Source organism: Desulfobacterales bacterium, assembly GCA_030066985.1.
GTDB lineage: Bacteria > Desulfobacterota > Desulfobacteria > Desulfobacterales > JAHEIW01 > JAHEIW01.
In genome coordinates this window covers 36784-52642 of the sequence record JASJAN010000004.1, presented here as the reverse complement: position 1 = coordinate 52642, position 15859 = coordinate 36784, and the positions used below count along the sequence as shown (strand labels likewise).

The 15859-nt window shown below is 47.5% G+C and carries 15 protein-coding genes; 2 read left to right on the top strand and 13 right to left on the bottom strand.

All coding sequences use genetic code 11. The annotated features are described in order from the left end of the window. Window positions 1-7: 7 nt before the first annotated feature. From dksA to QNJ26_03025, 13 genes are all read right to left on the bottom strand, one after another. Window positions 8-370, bottom strand: a complete 363-nt coding sequence (gene dksA / locus QNJ26_03085) for an RNA polymerase-binding protein DksA (GenBank protein MDJ0984504.1) — start codon at window positions 368-370, stop codon at window positions 8-10. A gap of 441 nt (window positions 371-811) precedes the next feature. After that, window positions 812-1750 carry an ACP S-malonyltransferase gene (fabD, locus tag QNJ26_03080; protein MDJ0984503.1) on the bottom strand — a complete coding sequence of 313 codons (939 nt, stop codon included), beginning with the start codon at window positions 1748-1750 and terminating at the stop codon, window positions 812-814. A gap of 142 nt (window positions 1751-1892) precedes the next feature. Further along, window positions 1893-3158, bottom strand: a complete 1266-nt coding sequence (gene hemA / locus QNJ26_03075) for a glutamyl-tRNA reductase (GenBank protein ID MDJ0984502.1) — start codon at window positions 3156-3158, stop codon at window positions 1893-1895. Between the two features lie 240 nt (window positions 3159-3398). Beyond that, the gene (gene ccsB, locus QNJ26_03070) at window positions 3399-4220 is read right to left on the bottom strand and encodes a c-type cytochrome biogenesis protein CcsB (protein ID MDJ0984501.1); all 822 of its coding nucleotides are present in this window, start codon (window positions 4218-4220) and stop codon (window positions 3399-3401) included. Window positions 4221-4288: 68 nt separating this feature from the next. Further along, window positions 4289-4951: a bifunctional precorrin-2 dehydrogenase/sirohydrochlorin ferrochelatase gene (locus tag QNJ26_03065; GenBank protein MDJ0984500.1), complete on the bottom strand. Its 663-nt coding sequence runs from the start codon at window positions 4949-4951 to the stop codon at window positions 4289-4291. Window positions 4952-5020: 69 nt separating this feature from the next. After that, window positions 5021-5812, bottom strand: a complete 792-nt coding sequence (locus QNJ26_03060) for a ribonuclease Z (protein ID MDJ0984499.1) — start codon at window positions 5810-5812, stop codon at window positions 5021-5023. A 265-nt stretch (window positions 5813-6077) separates the two neighbouring features. Then, the gene (locus tag QNJ26_03055; protein ID MDJ0984498.1) at window positions 6078-7067 is read right to left on the bottom strand and encodes a DHH family phosphoesterase; all 990 of its coding nucleotides are present in this window, start codon (window positions 7065-7067) and stop codon (window positions 6078-6080) included. 134 nt (window positions 7068-7201) lie between these two features. Further along, window positions 7202-9790, bottom strand: a complete 2589-nt coding sequence (gene clpB / locus QNJ26_03050) for an ATP-dependent chaperone ClpB (GenBank protein ID MDJ0984497.1) — start codon at window positions 9788-9790, stop codon at window positions 7202-7204. Between the two features lie 192 nt (window positions 9791-9982). After that, window positions 9983-10441 carry a tRNA (cytidine(34)-2'-O)-methyltransferase gene (locus tag QNJ26_03045; protein ID MDJ0984496.1) on the bottom strand — a complete coding sequence of 153 codons (459 nt, stop codon included), beginning with the start codon at window positions 10439-10441 and terminating at the stop codon, window positions 9983-9985. Between the two features lie 343 nt (window positions 10442-10784). Beyond that, the gene (locus QNJ26_03040; GenBank protein ID MDJ0984495.1) at window positions 10785-11096 is read right to left on the bottom strand and encodes a zinc ribbon domain-containing protein; all 312 of its coding nucleotides are present in this window, start codon (window positions 11094-11096) and stop codon (window positions 10785-10787) included. Between the two features lie 285 nt (window positions 11097-11381). Beyond that, window positions 11382-12857, bottom strand: coding sequence for a B12-binding domain-containing radical SAM protein (locus QNJ26_03035; GenBank protein MDJ0984494.1), 1476 nt, complete (start codon window positions 12855-12857; stop codon window positions 11382-11384). Window positions 12858-12932: 75 nt separating this feature from the next. After that, window positions 12933-13310 carry a hypothetical protein gene (locus QNJ26_03030; GenBank protein MDJ0984493.1) on the bottom strand — a complete coding sequence of 126 codons (378 nt, stop codon included), beginning with the start codon at window positions 13308-13310 and terminating at the stop codon, window positions 12933-12935. Between the two features lie 78 nt (window positions 13311-13388). After that, window positions 13389-13589: a cold shock domain-containing protein gene (locus QNJ26_03025; GenBank protein ID MDJ0984492.1), complete on the bottom strand. Its 201-nt coding sequence runs from the start codon at window positions 13587-13589 to the stop codon at window positions 13389-13391. 598 nt (window positions 13590-14187) lie between these two features. Between QNJ26_03025 and QNJ26_03020 the strand changes: the two genes are divergently transcribed. Continuing rightward, window positions 14188-14523, top strand: coding sequence for an STAS domain-containing protein (locus QNJ26_03020; GenBank protein ID MDJ0984491.1), 336 nt, complete (start codon window positions 14188-14190; stop codon window positions 14521-14523). A gap of 65 nt (window positions 14524-14588) precedes the next feature. Further along, window positions 14589-15737: a SpoIIE family protein phosphatase gene (locus tag QNJ26_03015; GenBank protein ID MDJ0984490.1), complete on the top strand. Its 1149-nt coding sequence runs from the start codon at window positions 14589-14591 to the stop codon at window positions 15735-15737. The last annotated feature ends 122 nt before the right edge of the window (window positions 15738-15859 follow it).

The following is a 15859-nucleotide window of genomic DNA, read 5'->3' as shown; positions in this document are numbered from 1 at the left end:
ATGATGGTTATAATCCAAGAGCCTTTTCTAACGCCTCCTCTTTGGATTTACAATCAATGCACTGAGTTGTAACCGGTCGGGCTTTGAGCCTTTTTAACGAGATATCTTCACCACAGGAATCGCAAATACCATAGGTGTCATTTTCCAGGCGGCCAATAGCCTCTTTAATTTTCTTGATCAGTTTATGTTCTCTATCTCGTATGCGCAGCATAAAGTTGCGGTCAGCTTCAAGCGCAGCACGATCTGTGGGATCCGGAAAATTTTCCTTGGGTACGGTCATACCGGACACAGTGTCTCCTGCCTGATCCAAAAGTTCTTCCAACCAGTCCGTTAGCAATTTTTTAAAATAGTCTTTGTCTTTCTTTTTCATAAGCAAACCCCTAGTCTTTCCCCGTGCATTTGAGGACTTTCAAAAATTGCTTTCATTAGCACAACTCAAATTACCTGTAAAGTATTAATTCTGTCCTCGCTAATTTTTATCGATTATATCATCTTGGCGCACAGGCGACAATATATGATCCTTAATTCTTCCCGCAGATCAAGTTTACATCGGTCTTATGATGCGAAAACTTTAGCTATTTTAAAAGGTTATGCCAAATTTACTGGTATTGAACGGCAGTTGTCAACACAGTTCCTGACCGCCATCCCGGGGCTTTGTCATGTGGCCCATCACCGGCCCACAAACCGTTACCCCTATGCAATCTTGTTTCCAAGGACGTTGACCCGCCTTAAAACGGCACATATGTAAAAAGTTAATAATATCTATTGATTACCGTCTATTCCCAAAATGATCTGGAAGGCATTTTAGGGATTATGCCGTTTCGGTTAAATACTTATCAAGTTGTTTCATATTGCTGATATTATAAATTTTAGCCGGATAATCAGATGGTAAAATCTTTTTCAATAGGCCGGCAAGGACCCTTCCCGGTCCGACCTCAACAAAGGTTTCGATTTCTTGTGCGATGAGTTGACCCATGGCATCATACCATTTGACCGGGCTGCACAGTTGCCGCTGCATACATTCTTTGATGTCGTCTGCTTCGGTGACCACATCGCCGGTGACATTTAGCAGCACAGTTTTTTCAGGGGGATGAAAATCGATGTCCACCAAAACACCATTGAACTCTTTTTCGGCACCTTTTATGAGCTCACTGTGCCAGGCACCGCTGACTTTGAGCGGTATGGATTTGGCACCTCTTTGGGTGGCAAGCGCTGAGACGGCTTCAACCGGCTCCGGTGAGCCGGTGATGACAATCTGCAGCTCGCTGTTATGGTTGGCAACCGACACAATGCCTTGCGGCTGAATTTCGGCAACCAGTTGGTCCACTTCAGCAATGGGCAACCCGACGATGGCATGCATTGCGCCTTTGTTTTTTAGAGACTCCCGATGCATAAGTTCGCCCCTTTTGTGGACCAGCCTGATGGTGTCTTCAGCAGACACGACACCGGCTGCATTTAGCGCACCATATTCTCCCAAACTGTGGCCGGCGCAGAAGTCATATGCAACACCTTCTTTATTCAAGACCGCCAGACATGCCATGTTTACTGTTGTCACAGCCGGCTGCAGATTGACCGTTTGGGTCAAATCTTCCATAGGGCCCTTGAAACAGAGTTTTGAGATGTGCATTTTGACGGTCTCTTCGGCCATGTCGAAGATTTCGCGCACAAAATCGTACTCCTGATAAAATTCGGCACCCATGCCCACGCTTTGTGACCCCTGGCCAGGAAAAAGGTATGCTGTTTTGCTCATATAAACCCTCCGGATTTATTGTCCGTTGTTCGTGGCCTGTTGTCCATTGTATGCGTTGAATTATATTAAACGAGACGATTTTTCCCCAAAGGCCTGAATACAAACTTTCGACGGACGACTCACCACTGACAACGGACGATGTTTATTCATCCAACTTAAACAGTTTTCTCACCGAATCAATATAAAAGGATTTATCTTCACGCATGCCGTTGCGCTTCAAAAACTGAGTGGGATCGTGCAAAATTTTGTTGATGAGCGAATCAGCCATTTTGCGGATGGCGTTGGCCTCCTTCTCAGAGATCACGCTCGCCTGCAGGGTTTTTTTAAGCTCTGCTTCGGCAATGGCGGTCATTTTGTTCCGTAGCGCAATAATGGTTGGAACCACCTCCAGGCTCTCGTACCATTCCCGAAACCGAATGACGGCTTCATCAACAATGCGTTCGCCTTTAATCGCCTCTTTTTGGCGATCTTCAATGTTTTCATCTATGATCCCTTTTAGGTCATCGATGTCGTAGACATAGCAATTGGATAGACGGTTGACATCCGGATCGATGTCCCTGGGTACGGCGATGTCGATAAAAAACAAAGGCCGATTTTTTCTTTTGCGAATCACGCCTTTGACCTGATCGGGCCGGATGACAAAATCGGATGCTCCGGTCGAGCTGATGATGATATCAACGGTCTCTAAACTTTCGGGAATTTCTTCGAATCGAACGGCCTGACCGTTAAACTGCTCGGCCAGCTCAACACCGTTTTCAAATGTACGGTTGGCAACCCAGACTTTGTCGACCTTACCGCGGATGAGGTTTTCAACTGCCAATTCAGCCATTTCTCCGGCACCGACGAGCAACACTTTTTTACCCTCTAGCTCACCGAAAATTTTACGGGCAAGCTCAACGGCAGCATAGCTGATGGAGACGGCGCGATCACCGATACCGGTTTCGGTACGAATCTTTTTGGCCACGAAAAAGGTGCGATGCAACAGGCGATTCAAAATGACCCCGGAGGTTTTTTCTTCTGTTGCCGTGCGGTATGCTTCTTTAATTTGGCCCAGAATTTGCGGCTCGCCGACAACCATTGAATCCAGGCTCGCTGCGACGCGAAAAATGTGTCGTACCGCTTCATTGCCTTCATGGACGTACAGGGCACTTTCAAATTCTTCCAGCGGGATTTTGTTAAATTCGGCGATAAAGTCTTTGGTTTCAGCCACTGCCCTGGCGTTATCGTCTGTCACTACTAAAACTTCCACCCGATTGCAGGTTGAAAAAAGCAGGGCCTCTTTGATAAATGTTTTACGCATGAGCGAATTCAGGGCAGACTTCGATTGATCCTCTGAAAAGGCGATACACTCTCGCAGCTCAATCGGAGCGGTGTTGTGGTTTATGCCCAGTAATATGATATCCAGCATAGCTTGAAAAATTTATGTTTTTAATCGCGTTTGGTTTGCACCACGAAGAACACGAAGTTCACGAAGGATATTAAATTTTTATTTTTAATGCTTGTCTTTGTGCTCTTCGTGCCCTTTGTGGTTTTAATTAGCGCTTTTTTCACCACAAAGGCACAAAGGTCACAAAGTTTTTTTTGTATATCTTTGTGTACTTGGTGCTCTTTGTGTCTTTGTGGTTTATTACATATCAAATCAAATGGCCTAAAACCTGGTAAAGGATTCGTGGTGTCCTTCCATCAAAAGATTGACGCCCAAAAAAGTAAAAATCAGCACCACAAAACCGATAATGGCCATGATGGCCGAGCGTCGCCCCCGCCACCCCACGGTCAGGCGTCCATGAAGCAAAACGGCATAAAACAGCCAGGTAATTCCTGCCCAGACCTCTTTGGGATCCCAGCTCCAGAAACGGCCCCAAACCGCTTTGGCATAGACAAAGCCGGTGACCAGGCCCAGGGTGAGCATGGCAAAGCCGACGAAGATACAGACGTATCCGATGTTATCCAGCATTTCTAAGGATGGTAACCGTTTGAAAAAGAATCGATGTTTTTTCGTTTTAATTTCATTTTCTTGAAGCAGATACAAGATCCCCAGCCCGCAGGCCAGGGCAAAAGCCGCTTCACCAATGAAAATAACCGATACATGGCTGATCAGCCAAAAGCTTTTAAAAATTTTGCCAACCGCAGCCGGTTCGTTGGGAAGCTGCGAAACGATGATCATGATGATTGTCAGGATCGGTGCCGCAAATATACCCAAAACTTTTAAATTAAATTTAATGGTGATGCCCAAGAATACGCCGGCAATCGCCCAGCCGGCAAAAGAAAGGGTTTCATGCATATTGCTGACCGGCAAGTGCCCGCTTTTGAAAAAACCGTAACCAATGGTCAAGGTATGAAATAAGAACCCAATCAATAGCAGGAAAAAACCGCTGCGTTGCAGATAATCTTTTTGAACAAAGAGATACGCAAAATAGCAGACAGAACTTAGCAAGTACAATACAATGCTAACGAGGATTATCGCTTCCATGTATGCTCCATAAAGGCTTTGTCGAACAAAATGCTATACCACTTTACCTGCAAAACCTGAATTTTCATTCAATATTCAGGTAATAGGTCCTCAATTTTAAAACCCTCTCCCAATACATCATGCAAAAGGGCATTGATGCCTTTGGTGTTGTTGGCTTTGATCAGCCCGATAAGATCTCTGTCGATCAACTCATTAAACAAGGGTTTATGGGCCTCGGGTTCATGGGCCTGACTTAGCAATTTTTCGCGAATGGCGCCCATTAATCTCAGAAAATCAGCGTATTCTTTGCCGAACTGTGTTTCCAGCTCGAGCCGCAATTTTTTTGCCAGAGCCGGGCTTTGGCCCGAGGTGGAAATCGCAAACGTCAGATCTCCGCGGCGCACAATTGCCGGCAGGATAAAATTGCAAATCTCAGGTCGATCGGCAATATTGCACAAGATGCTGAGGCGCTCGGCGTCGGTGCTAATCTGGCGGTTTAAGCGCTCATCATCTGTGGCCCCGATGATCAAAAACATCTTTTTGACGTCATCGCTCTGGTACGGGCGTTCTTTTAATTGGATTGATCCCTCTGCAGCCAGATTTTTTAGCTGGGTGGTTGGGTCGGGACTGACAACGGTCACCCGGGCACCGCAGTCCAGCAGGGTGATCACTTTACGGGTCCCCACAGCGCCGCCGCCGACAACCAGACACGGACGATTTTTGATATTCAAATTTATCGGATAATACTTCATGCGTTTCGTTATTTGTTATTCGTTATCGGTTATTGGTCTGCTTCAATCTTCACCAATAACTGATAACCATTAACTTTTAATCTCAAGTTCCATGAGGTCATTGGCCAGAACCAGGTGGCCGTTGTAGCTTTTGCGGCATTCAGCAGCGATATCGACCTGTTCACATTCCGGGTAAAAATGAGTTAGGACCAGGTTGCCCACTCCGGCTTTGGCAGCCAATTCCCCCGCCAGCGATGGTGTCAGGTGGCCGGGTGACCGCAATTTGTCCGGAAGCGCACATTCGCAGATTAATAAATCGGTGTCTTTTGCAAGATCGATGATGGTTTCACAGTATTCGGTATCGCCGGTATAAACCACGGAGTAACCATCTGAGCTGGTTATGCGGTAAGCGACGCTCTCTTCATTATGCTTGACGGGAGCAGTGTAAACGGCAAAATCTTCAAATGAAATCGCATCGGCATTTTTATTGTCGAATTCGATGACCTCCAACAGACCGGGTGGCAGTTCAATCCAGTGACCGTATACGCTTTTCAATCCTTCATAAAAGTTAAGCAAGCCGCGACCACCGGCAACTGTCAGGGGCGTTTGCCGTCGACTGCCGTCCGGATACTTGGTGGCAAAAATAAGTGGCACGAATTCGCCCGAGTGGTCGGGATGAAAATGGCTGTAAAAAATATGGGATAAATCAAAAATGGTCGTCTTGGCTTCCAAAAGCCGCCGCATGGTGCCCGGGCCGCTGTCAAACAACATTTTTGAGGCCCCTGTCTGCATCAGCACCGAACACGAACTGCGCTCCAGCGACGGCACACAGGTCCCCGAACCCAGTATCGTGACCTTTATACCTGGTTGATTTTGCGCCATGTTTTATCCACCCGTTATGATTTAACTAACAGCTATCTCAAAAATGCATCTAATCCGCCGGAGGCGGACCCCTGGACGTGATCTACTATTTTTGAGATAGCTTTTACTTATATTAATTACTAAGTTTCCAATCCTAAATGAGAAATTTTTTCGAAGAGCCAGGCCGCACAAGGGTTTTCGTCAAGGCGTACTGTGTTGTACGTTGCAGACGAAAAACCCGCGGAGAACGCAGCTCTTCGGAAAAAGGGCCTTTTAGGATTGGAAACTACTTGGGTTCAGCGCGTCTGGCAGTCCTCCCAATAATCCAGGACAGCAATTTTTTATCATCCCGGGCATCCACGCGATCTTTCAGCTCACTCAGGGCTATTTCTGCTCTGGCCATGTTTTTATGGCCCCCCGCGTTGCCCAGCATGCCAAACCCTTCTTTGGCCACCTTGCCGGCGTTTTTTCGAATACCATCGTTGCGAAAAATGATGGTTAATTTCTTGTCGCAAATTCCGGATACGATACTCCAAGTGACGGTATTTACGCGCATAAAAAAGTCAGCAACCAATACACAAACATCCGGATTGACCACATTGCCCAGATGGACATAGACTTTGCCCTTGCGCCGGCGCATGTTTTGCAAGGCAATTTTGAAATATTTTAAAAGATCAAAACGCAGATCCGCCTGCTCAATTTTGCGAGCCAGATGAATATTGGCGTATCGGAATAAATATTGAAAAGCGCGTACATCTTCAATCTGGGTTTTCCCTTTAAAATCATTGGTGTCGGTCTTGATGCCGTGGTATAAACCCGTGGCCAACTTGGCGGATGGCTTTATTTTGGCGGCACGCAGATATTCGGTTAAGATGGTGGCGGTGGCCCCGTACTGGGGTCTAATATCCACAAAAGGGGCCTTGTAACCTGAATCCGGGTGGTGGTCGATAATGACATCTACGTTTAAACTGGCCATGAATTCATTATGGTCCGGTTGAGAGTCAACGATGACCACCCGGCTGAATTGGCCCGCGTTGATATCTTCAAAGGGGATCAATTTGACGCCCAGCAGCCGTATCATGGCCAGATTGTCCGGCCGATTGATGGTGTTGATATTTGATATGGTCACATTGGGCACCTTACGCCAAAGCAGACGACGTATCGCCATGGCACTGGCGATGGCATCCGGATCGGCATTAATCACAATCAGCACCTGATGGCTGCCGGATAATTGATCGTAAAAGCGTCTTAATTTTTCGGGGATTGATCGACCCATAAGAAATTGATTTCCTATAATAAACGTAAGGATATTACGATGGGTGAACCCAGATTACAATAGGATTTTCATTATTTAATGCGGTAAATAAAAACCCGGCTCCCAAAGAGCCGGGTTTTTACCTTAAATTGCAGTTAAGGGGTCTTGAATACGATCTTATCACCTTTAGCCTCAGCCCTAACATGCGCGCCTTCCGTAATTTTGCCTTCTAGAATTTCCAAAGACAGCGGGTTTTCGATATATTGCTGGATCACACGTTTCAGGGGCCTTGCCCCATAAACCGGATCATAACCCTGTTTGGCAATCAGCTCCTTGGCGCCATGCGATAATATAAGCTCGATATTTTTATCAGCAAGACGGTTGCTCAGTCGGGCCATCTGGATGTCCACAATCTTAAGAATTTCATTGGCGGACAGGCTCTGAAAGATGATAATTTCATCGATACGGTTTAAAAATTCCGGCCGGAAACTGCTCCGCAGGGCTTCGGTCACGCGTTTTTCCATTTCTTCCCGGTTGGATGTTGCCAGCTCATGAATCCACTGGCTTCCCACATTGGATGTCATGATGACGATGGTATTTTTAAAATCAACAGTGCGTCCATGACCGTCGGTCATTCGCCCGTCATCCAAAATTTGCAGCATAACATTAAAGACTTCCGGGTGCGCTTTTTCAATTTCATCAAACAAAACCACCGAATACGGCCGCCGCCGGACGGCTTCGGTCAGATATCCGCCTTCCTCATATCCCACGTATCCGGGAGGAGCGCCGATCAGCCGGGCAACGGAATGCTTTTCCATATACTCGGACATGTCAATGCGAACGATGGCCTGTTCGCTGTCAAATATAAATTCCGCCAGGGCCTTGGCCAGCTCGGTTTTGCCGACACCGGTGGGCCCCATGAAAATAAAAGATCCAATTGGCCGGTTGGGGTCCTGCAGCCCGGAGCGGGCCCGTCGCACGGCATTGGATACGGCTGCCACCGCTTCATCCTGGCCGATCACCCGCCGGTGAAGCCGCTCTTCCATATGCACGAGTTTATCGCGCTCACCCTCGAGCATTTTGCTGACCGGGATACCGGTCCAGCGGGAAACCACTTCAGCCACATCTTCGTCATCGACTTCTTCTTTGAGCATTTTGCTCGATTGCTGAAGCTCAGACAGTTTTTGATTGGCTTCTTCCAGGTGTTTTTCAAGCTCAAGGGCTTTGCCGTACCTCAGCTCGGCCACCCGGGCCAGATCGCCTTCTCTTTCAGCCAGCTGAGCATCGGTGCTCAGTTGTTCCTGCTCTTCCTTTATTTTGCGAATTGCCTGAATCAGATCTTTTTCATTTTGCCAGTGGCCTTTCATTTTGGTCAGCTCGTCATTCATGTCGGCCAGCTCAGCTTCCAGTTTTTGAAGCCGGTCTTTGGATGCCGGGTCCTTTTCCTTTTTCAGGGCCTGACGTTCGATTTCGGCCTGGGTAAGTTTGCGCTGCACCTCATCGATTTCAGCCGGCATGCTGTCGATTTCGATCCTGAGCTTGGAAGCACATTCATCAATTAAATCAATGGCTTTATCCGGTAAAAAACGATCGGCAATATAGCGATGCGAAAGGGTGGCGGCTGCTACGATAGCCGAATCCTGGATCCGAACGCCGTGATGGACTTCGTATTTTTCTTTCAGGCCCCTTAAGATGGAGATGGTATCTTCCACCGAGGGCTCTTTCACAAGAACCGGTTGAAAGCGGCGTTCCAGGGCGGCATCTTTTTCAATGTATTTGCGATATTCATTGAGCGTGGTGGCCCCGACGCATCGCAGCGTACCTCTGGCCAGTGCGGGTTTGAGCATATTGGAGGCATCCACGGCGCCTTCAGCGGCACCGGCACCCACAACGGTGTGAAGCTCATCAATAAACAGAATAATTTCACCTTCGGCGCCTTCGACCTCTTTCAACACGGCTTTGAGGCGATCTTCAAATTCACCCCGATATTTGGCGCCGGCGATCAAGGCCCCCATATCAAGGGCAACCAAGCGTCTATTTTTAAGCGTTTCGGAAACATCCCCTTCCACAATGCGGCGGGCCAGGCCCTCAATAATGGCGGTTTTGCCGACGCCGGGCTCACCGATCAACACCGGGTTGTTCTTCGTGCGCCTGGAAAGCACCTGAACGATGCGCCGGATCTCTTCATCCCGGCCGATGACCGGATCCAATTTGCCCTGACGCGCCAGATCGGTCAGGTCACGACTGAATTTTTCCAGAGCTTGATATTTGTCTTCCGGATTGGGATCGGTGATGCGCTGCTTCCCTCTGATTTCCCGTAAAGCCTGCAAGATGGAATCTCTTGTTACCCCCGAGCCGGTTAAAATCTTGGCCGCCTCACCGACCTTTTCTTCGGATATGGCCAACAGAATATGTTCGATACTGACATATTCATCCTTCATATTGGTGGCTTCACTAAAAGCCTGTTCCAATACCGCCTGGGATCTAGTTGAAATATAAACGTCCGCAGTTGTGCTGCCGCTTACTTTAGGGAGCTGATCAACTGCAGTCTTTATTTTCTGTGCAATTTCACCCGGAGAAGCGCCCAGCTTGCGTAGCATGGCACTGGCAATTCCATCACTTTCATCAAACATGGCGGCCAGCAGGTGCTCGGGTTCTATCTGCTGGTTGTTGTGCTGGGACGCCAGTGACTGGGCAACTTGTATAAGCTCTTGAGATTTAATGGTAAATTTATCAAAGCGCATTTATTCCTCATCCTCCTATATACACAGATCAGGTGTCTATTCGTTGATTTGTTTGAAAATAATCACATTACTATAAATGTCAATAGCATAAAAGTAATGTAACTGCAATCCCACAATGATGCCATCAATAGGCCTGTCTCTTTTCCTATTATACTTGAATTGCTAAAATATCCAACACTTTAAATTATGGATTCAATCCACCGACCAACCATGAAAGGGGTTTTCAAAACGCAGGCTTTCATACAGGGCAATGCCAACAGCCGTGGAAAGATTCAATGATCTGATGTCTGTGGTTATGGGAATGTGATAGGTGGCATTGGCATACATGTTCAAAATGGCGGGGGGTAACCCTTGAGTTTCGGAGCCAAATACCAGAAACAAGCGCGCGGAAGACGGAAGCGACCAAAATGGTTTTGCGCCTTTTTTTGAAAAAACCGCCACCTCTTGTGGCTGTGGTCTCAGGGTAGAATGCAGACTGTCAAAATCATCCCAAATCGTGAGATTGACACGTTCCCAATAGTCCAGTCCCGCCCGTTTGAGGTGTTTGCTGTCCAGCGAAAACCCCAGGGGTTTGATCAGGTGCAGATAGGATCCGGTGGCCACACAGGTACGACCGACGTTGCCGGTATTCCAATGGATTTCCGGGGACACCAAAACCACATGCCTTTCAACTGTGCTGCCTTCATTTTTTTGTGATTTTTGAGTCAAATTGGTTACTACTTTTTTAAGTGTTCAGGTGTCAGCATTCAAAAGTTTCGCCTGAGGTGGTACAGGTTTCGGGTGTCAGGTGTCAGGGTTCTGATTATTAAACCGAGAAATGAAATTTCTCTTGAAATACTCTTTGTCCACAGGTTTCAAGGCCAAAGTTAGGCCCCCGGGCCAAAGACTGAAACCCAGCGCCATATTTGGATTTGCCGTTTTCCGGCTTAATCTGGCACTAATCCCTACATAAACTGTATGCCCTGACACCCGAAACCTGACACCTGAAACCTATTTATACGCGCTTACCACACTGCGGACAATATTTAAAACCTGAATCCAACACTTTTCCGCAGCTTCTGCAGGTCCGTGGCGCTTCGGTTTGCTGTCGGGAGGGGTCCGGTCCAAATCCTTGGCCGGTCTGGGCGCAGCGGTCACACACGGTAAAGGGCTCGCCTTTTTTGACTCTGAGTATGGGAATAAAAAATAAGTTCAGGTAGTGATCGATGCGCTGTTCGTAGGCCTGGTCGGATCCGCACACCGAACACCTGCGCGGATTTTGATCCAATACCTTTTTTTTGGGTGAAACACCGGCGATGAAGATCATGGTTTAATTTTTAGGAGTCAGGTTTCGGGTGTCAGGCCTACGGTGGCCAGTCTCGGGCCCTTTTTATTCAGTAGCCACTACAGTCGCCGCGCATTATATCTCTTCTGATTTCAATCCCGTGTCTACTGACACCTGAATCCGCCTGCGACGGAACACCTGACACCTTGATTACGGCATTTTATCGAAATTGTGGTGTCAGTCAATACAATCATTGGCAACGAAAGTGATCTGTAAATGATGGTATTTTTTCTATGGATAGATATGGTCAGGTGCGATGAGGCGGGTTCAAAGAATGTGTATTTCGCACACTCTTCGGAAGTGATGACCGTAGATGGCTAAAGTAATGGCCAATGACAGCAATTGAGGGCGTTTACGCAACGTCCACAGCAAGAGCTTCCAGTACTGATAACGCTCTTTGCCGAAAACGCCCAGACGGATGCAGGAGCGGAAAAAAGCCATCAAGTCATGGATGTTGAAGGAAAGATCTGTTTTAGGGGCCTTGTACTCCGTCAGGAAAGTCCGCACCCGCTCGTAGTAGATTTTGGGTGAATAGATGTGTTCCATTATACGCTTATAGCCGTCGCTCAATACTTTGAGATCCATACGCGGGATGATATTGGTGGTGCCGTCGGTATTGCACGATACCAGGCCGGCCAGGCGGTTTTCCTTTTTTAGCCGGCTATAAAGCCGCGTGCCCGGGGGGGCATTCAGCAAACCGACCATGGCGGTCACGATGCCGCTTTTTTGGATAAAGTCAATCTGGCGTTGAAAAATGGAAGCTGTATCACTGTCGAAACCGACGATAAAACCTCCCTGTACCTGCAATCCGGTCCGTTGAATTCGTTTGACGCTTTCGACCAGATTGCGGTTTTTATTCTGCTTTTTGTTGCATTCCGCCAGACCCTCTTCGGCCGGTGTTTCGATGCCGACAAAAACCGCATCAAAGCCGGCTGCCACCATCATTTCCATTAAAAGCGGATCGTCTGCCAGATTGACCGACGTCTCTGTATTAAACCGAATGGCGTTTTTGTCTTTTTGCCAATCGATTAACGCCGGCAGCAGTTTGGCCTTTAGATATTTTTTGTTGCCGATAAAGTTGTCGTCCACAAAAAAGATATTTCCACGCCAATCCAGGTTGTAGAGGCTGTCTAGTTCGGTGATGATTTGTACAGCTGTTTTGTGGCGCGTTCGATGTCCGAGCAATGCCGTGATATTGCAAAAATCGCAATTAAACGGGCACCCGCGCGAAAACTGAACGCTCATTGCGGCGTAACGTTTCATATCGATCAGACGCCACAGCGGAGGCGGTGTTTGGCTCAGGTCCGCAAATTCAGCGGTTTGATACAATCGACGGGGGCAGCCCTTTTCCAGATCATGCACAAAAGACGGCAGCGTCAGCTCCCCTTCGTTCAACACAAAATGATCGACTTGCTCAAAGGCTTCGTGTTCATCTGTAAAAAGCGGGCCACCGGCAACGACACGCAAACCGGCGCTTTTGCAACGCCCAATCACCTGGCGCGCGGATTCCCTTTGCACGGCCATAGCGCTGACAAAAACACCGTCAGCCCATGTCAGGTCTTTTTCAGTCAATGGGGTTACATTGAGATCAATCAGACGCTTGGGCCAGTCGACAGGCAGCATGGCGGCTACTGTCAGCAGGCCCAGGGGTGGGAAAGCAGATCGTTTATGAATAAACTTTAGGGCGTGCTTAAAACTCCAGAAAGTATCCGGAAAGGACGGGTATAGGAGCAAGGTTTTCATCGGTACTCATCCATTGCCTAAATTTTGCCCGCCACGCCAGTTCTCAAGTGCTTTTATATGATGATTGATACGGATCTAAGAACCGGCAGCCTTATCCTGCGAAGTTTTTTCCTGAAATGTTTCGAACAGATCCAGATCATCAAACAAAAGCTCTTTTGAGGAATGGTCATTTTTGCCGTAAATTTCCATGACCGAATCGGCAATCACATTGGCATAAGTCCCAATGGGGTACAAATTATCCGTCCGCAAGATGGTCACCAGGGCTTCTTTGCCCTCTGAGATCGCCTTTTTGATGGCTTTTCCCTCGTATGTTTCAGTGCACAGCAGGGTAAAGTCATCCGGGGCAATTGCGGTGATTTCATGGCGTTTAATATTGCCAGCAACCACTGCGTATTCCTCAATGGTCAATTCACTTGTCTTTTCGTCGCGGGAAATAAAATAACGTTGTTTCATGATCCTCCATTTCATCAAATAAAAAAGCAGAGCCCATTCTGACCCTGCCTTTTGGTTTATACACTAGGCAGCGAACGCCTAAATTCGCTTAACGTTGACGGCCTGTTTTCCTCTCTGGGTTTGCTTTGTTTCAAATGACACCGGGTCATCAGCACGCAACGTAAAAAATCCATGGTCCACGATGCCGGTTTTGTGCACAAAGATATCCCCTTCTTCCTCGGATTCGATAAATCCGTATCCTTTTTTCTCGTTATACCATTTGATACGACCTTCAGCCATATATGACATCCTCCTGTGCTTTAGCATCTGTACGATTTTCTTGGGGCTGGCTTTCATAACATATGAAGAAGGCCCTTATCAGACAAGTTAATCAATTAAAAAGCAGTTTAATCTTGAATCAAAGATGAATCCCAGAAAGTGTACAATAATGACATTTTATAAGCATTTAGTTCAATTTGTTTATCATTAATCGGTTTTCTTCACAAGCTTTATATTCGGTCCCATTTGGCCGGCGGTCGCTGCTTTTTGAGGGGCGAAAGAAAAACGGTGCAAATAAATTATTGGCAGGGGTAACCATTTCTATTATAGTGGCCTGGTGCCAGAATACAGTCGGTAGGTATTGATTTAGTCGGGGAAATGGTTATATGATAATACTTTGTGCCTAAATATTGCATCAAAATTAATGAGAAGATGTGATAACCATTATGGGCCTTAGGCCATGCAAGTTATAGAGGTCCAACAAACGACCTGCTTGTAAAATGGATGAAAACCAGTATATCTCATTAATTTTCACCCGATGGAAGCCACCGACGCTTGCAAAATTAAGGCTTTTGCTGCTGCACAATGGTGCCTGATTCAATTTAAAAAGGGGTTGGTAATGGAGATCAGTCAAAAAGAGGAAAACGGAATTGTTTTTTTGGCCTTTAAAGGGCGTTTGGATGGGTCGTCAGCGATGGAAGCTGAACAGGTCGTAAAAAGCATTCTGGAAGGTGAATATAATCGGCTTCTTTTTGATTTTGCAGATCTTGAATATTTGAGCAGTGCCGGTTTGCGGGTCGTTTTAGGTGCAGCCAAAGAAATAAAACGCAAAGAGGGCAAATTTGTGCTTTGTGCGCTTAATGCGTATGTAAAGGAAGTTTTTGAGGTCAGCGGATTCGGCGCTATTATACCCATTACCGATTCTGTTGAAGCGGGTATTGAAGAAGTCACTTAACCCCCTACCTTTTTATATCAATCCCTTGAAATGCAATCTAAGAGGATCGGCTGAAGGAATTACGGATGCCAGAAAATAACAGAGAAAATGAATCTTTATTGCTTGTAGACGATAACCCCACCAATCTGCAAGTTCTCTACCAGACCCTTGAGACCACCGGTTGTAAACTTCTGGTTGCCAAAAACGGTGAAACCGCTTTGTCCATTGCCCAAAAGGCTTCGCCGGATTTAATCCTGCTGGATATTATGATGCCCGGAATCGATGGTTTTGAGGTCTGCCGCCGCTTGAAAGCGGACCCGGCCACAGCCAATATACCCGTTATCTTTCTGTCGGCTCTTACCGATACCAAAGACAAGGTCCAGGGCCTTCAACTGGGCGCGGTGGATTATGTTTCCAAGCCGTTTCAGCCCGACGAAGTTATCGCGCGGGTGGACACCCACATGACCATTCATCGACTCAAACGTGAAGTCGAAGAAAAGAAAGACGCCCTCGAAGATGAACTGCAAGCCGCCTCCGACGTTCAACGACGGCTCCTGCCCAAGAATCTGCCCGAGATCGAGGGTCTAAAGCTTGCCGTTCACTATGAAACCAGTCTGTATGCCGGCGGTGACTATTACGATATTGCCAAGATGGAAAACGACCAGTGGGGTTTTCTGGTAGCCGATGCCGAGGGGCATAGTGCACCGGCAGCCGTCATGATGGCCATGACCTGCGCGCTTTTCCGTTCCTACCCGCAACCGCCCGCCGAACCCGGTGAACTGCTGTATTTTCTGAATGAACATTTGTGTAAGGTTGCTGACCCCAGTTTTGTCACGGCTTTATACGTGGTTTACGACGCCGGCAGCCGCACCCTAAAGATTGCACGGGCCGGGCACCCGCCGCCGATGATCTACCAGGCGGCTGAGAAAAAGGCGATCGAGTATACCTGCAGCGGGGTATTCCCGATGGGAGTAGATCCCTACCAACAAGTGCCGGTGACTGAAGCTGAGCTGCAGCCAGGTGATCGCATCCTGATGTATACCGACGGGATTACCGAACGGTTTAATACGGACGGGCAAACCTACGGGGAAGATCGGCTGCTGCGGCTGCTTGAAGCCGGTGAAAACCTTGAGCCCCAGGAACTGCTTGCCGCAATTATGAAGGATGTAAACGATTTTGCCAACGGCCGTCCGGCGGATGATGATCAGGCGTTGTTATTGGCCATCGTAGAATAGCCAATAACGGTTGGCCGGTTTTCCCGTTTGCCGGTTAGGCGCGTTAAAGTCGGAATCCCACCTTATCTTATCATGCCTTCCTAAACATTGACTTGACAAATTCGTGGCACATAATTTTTTTA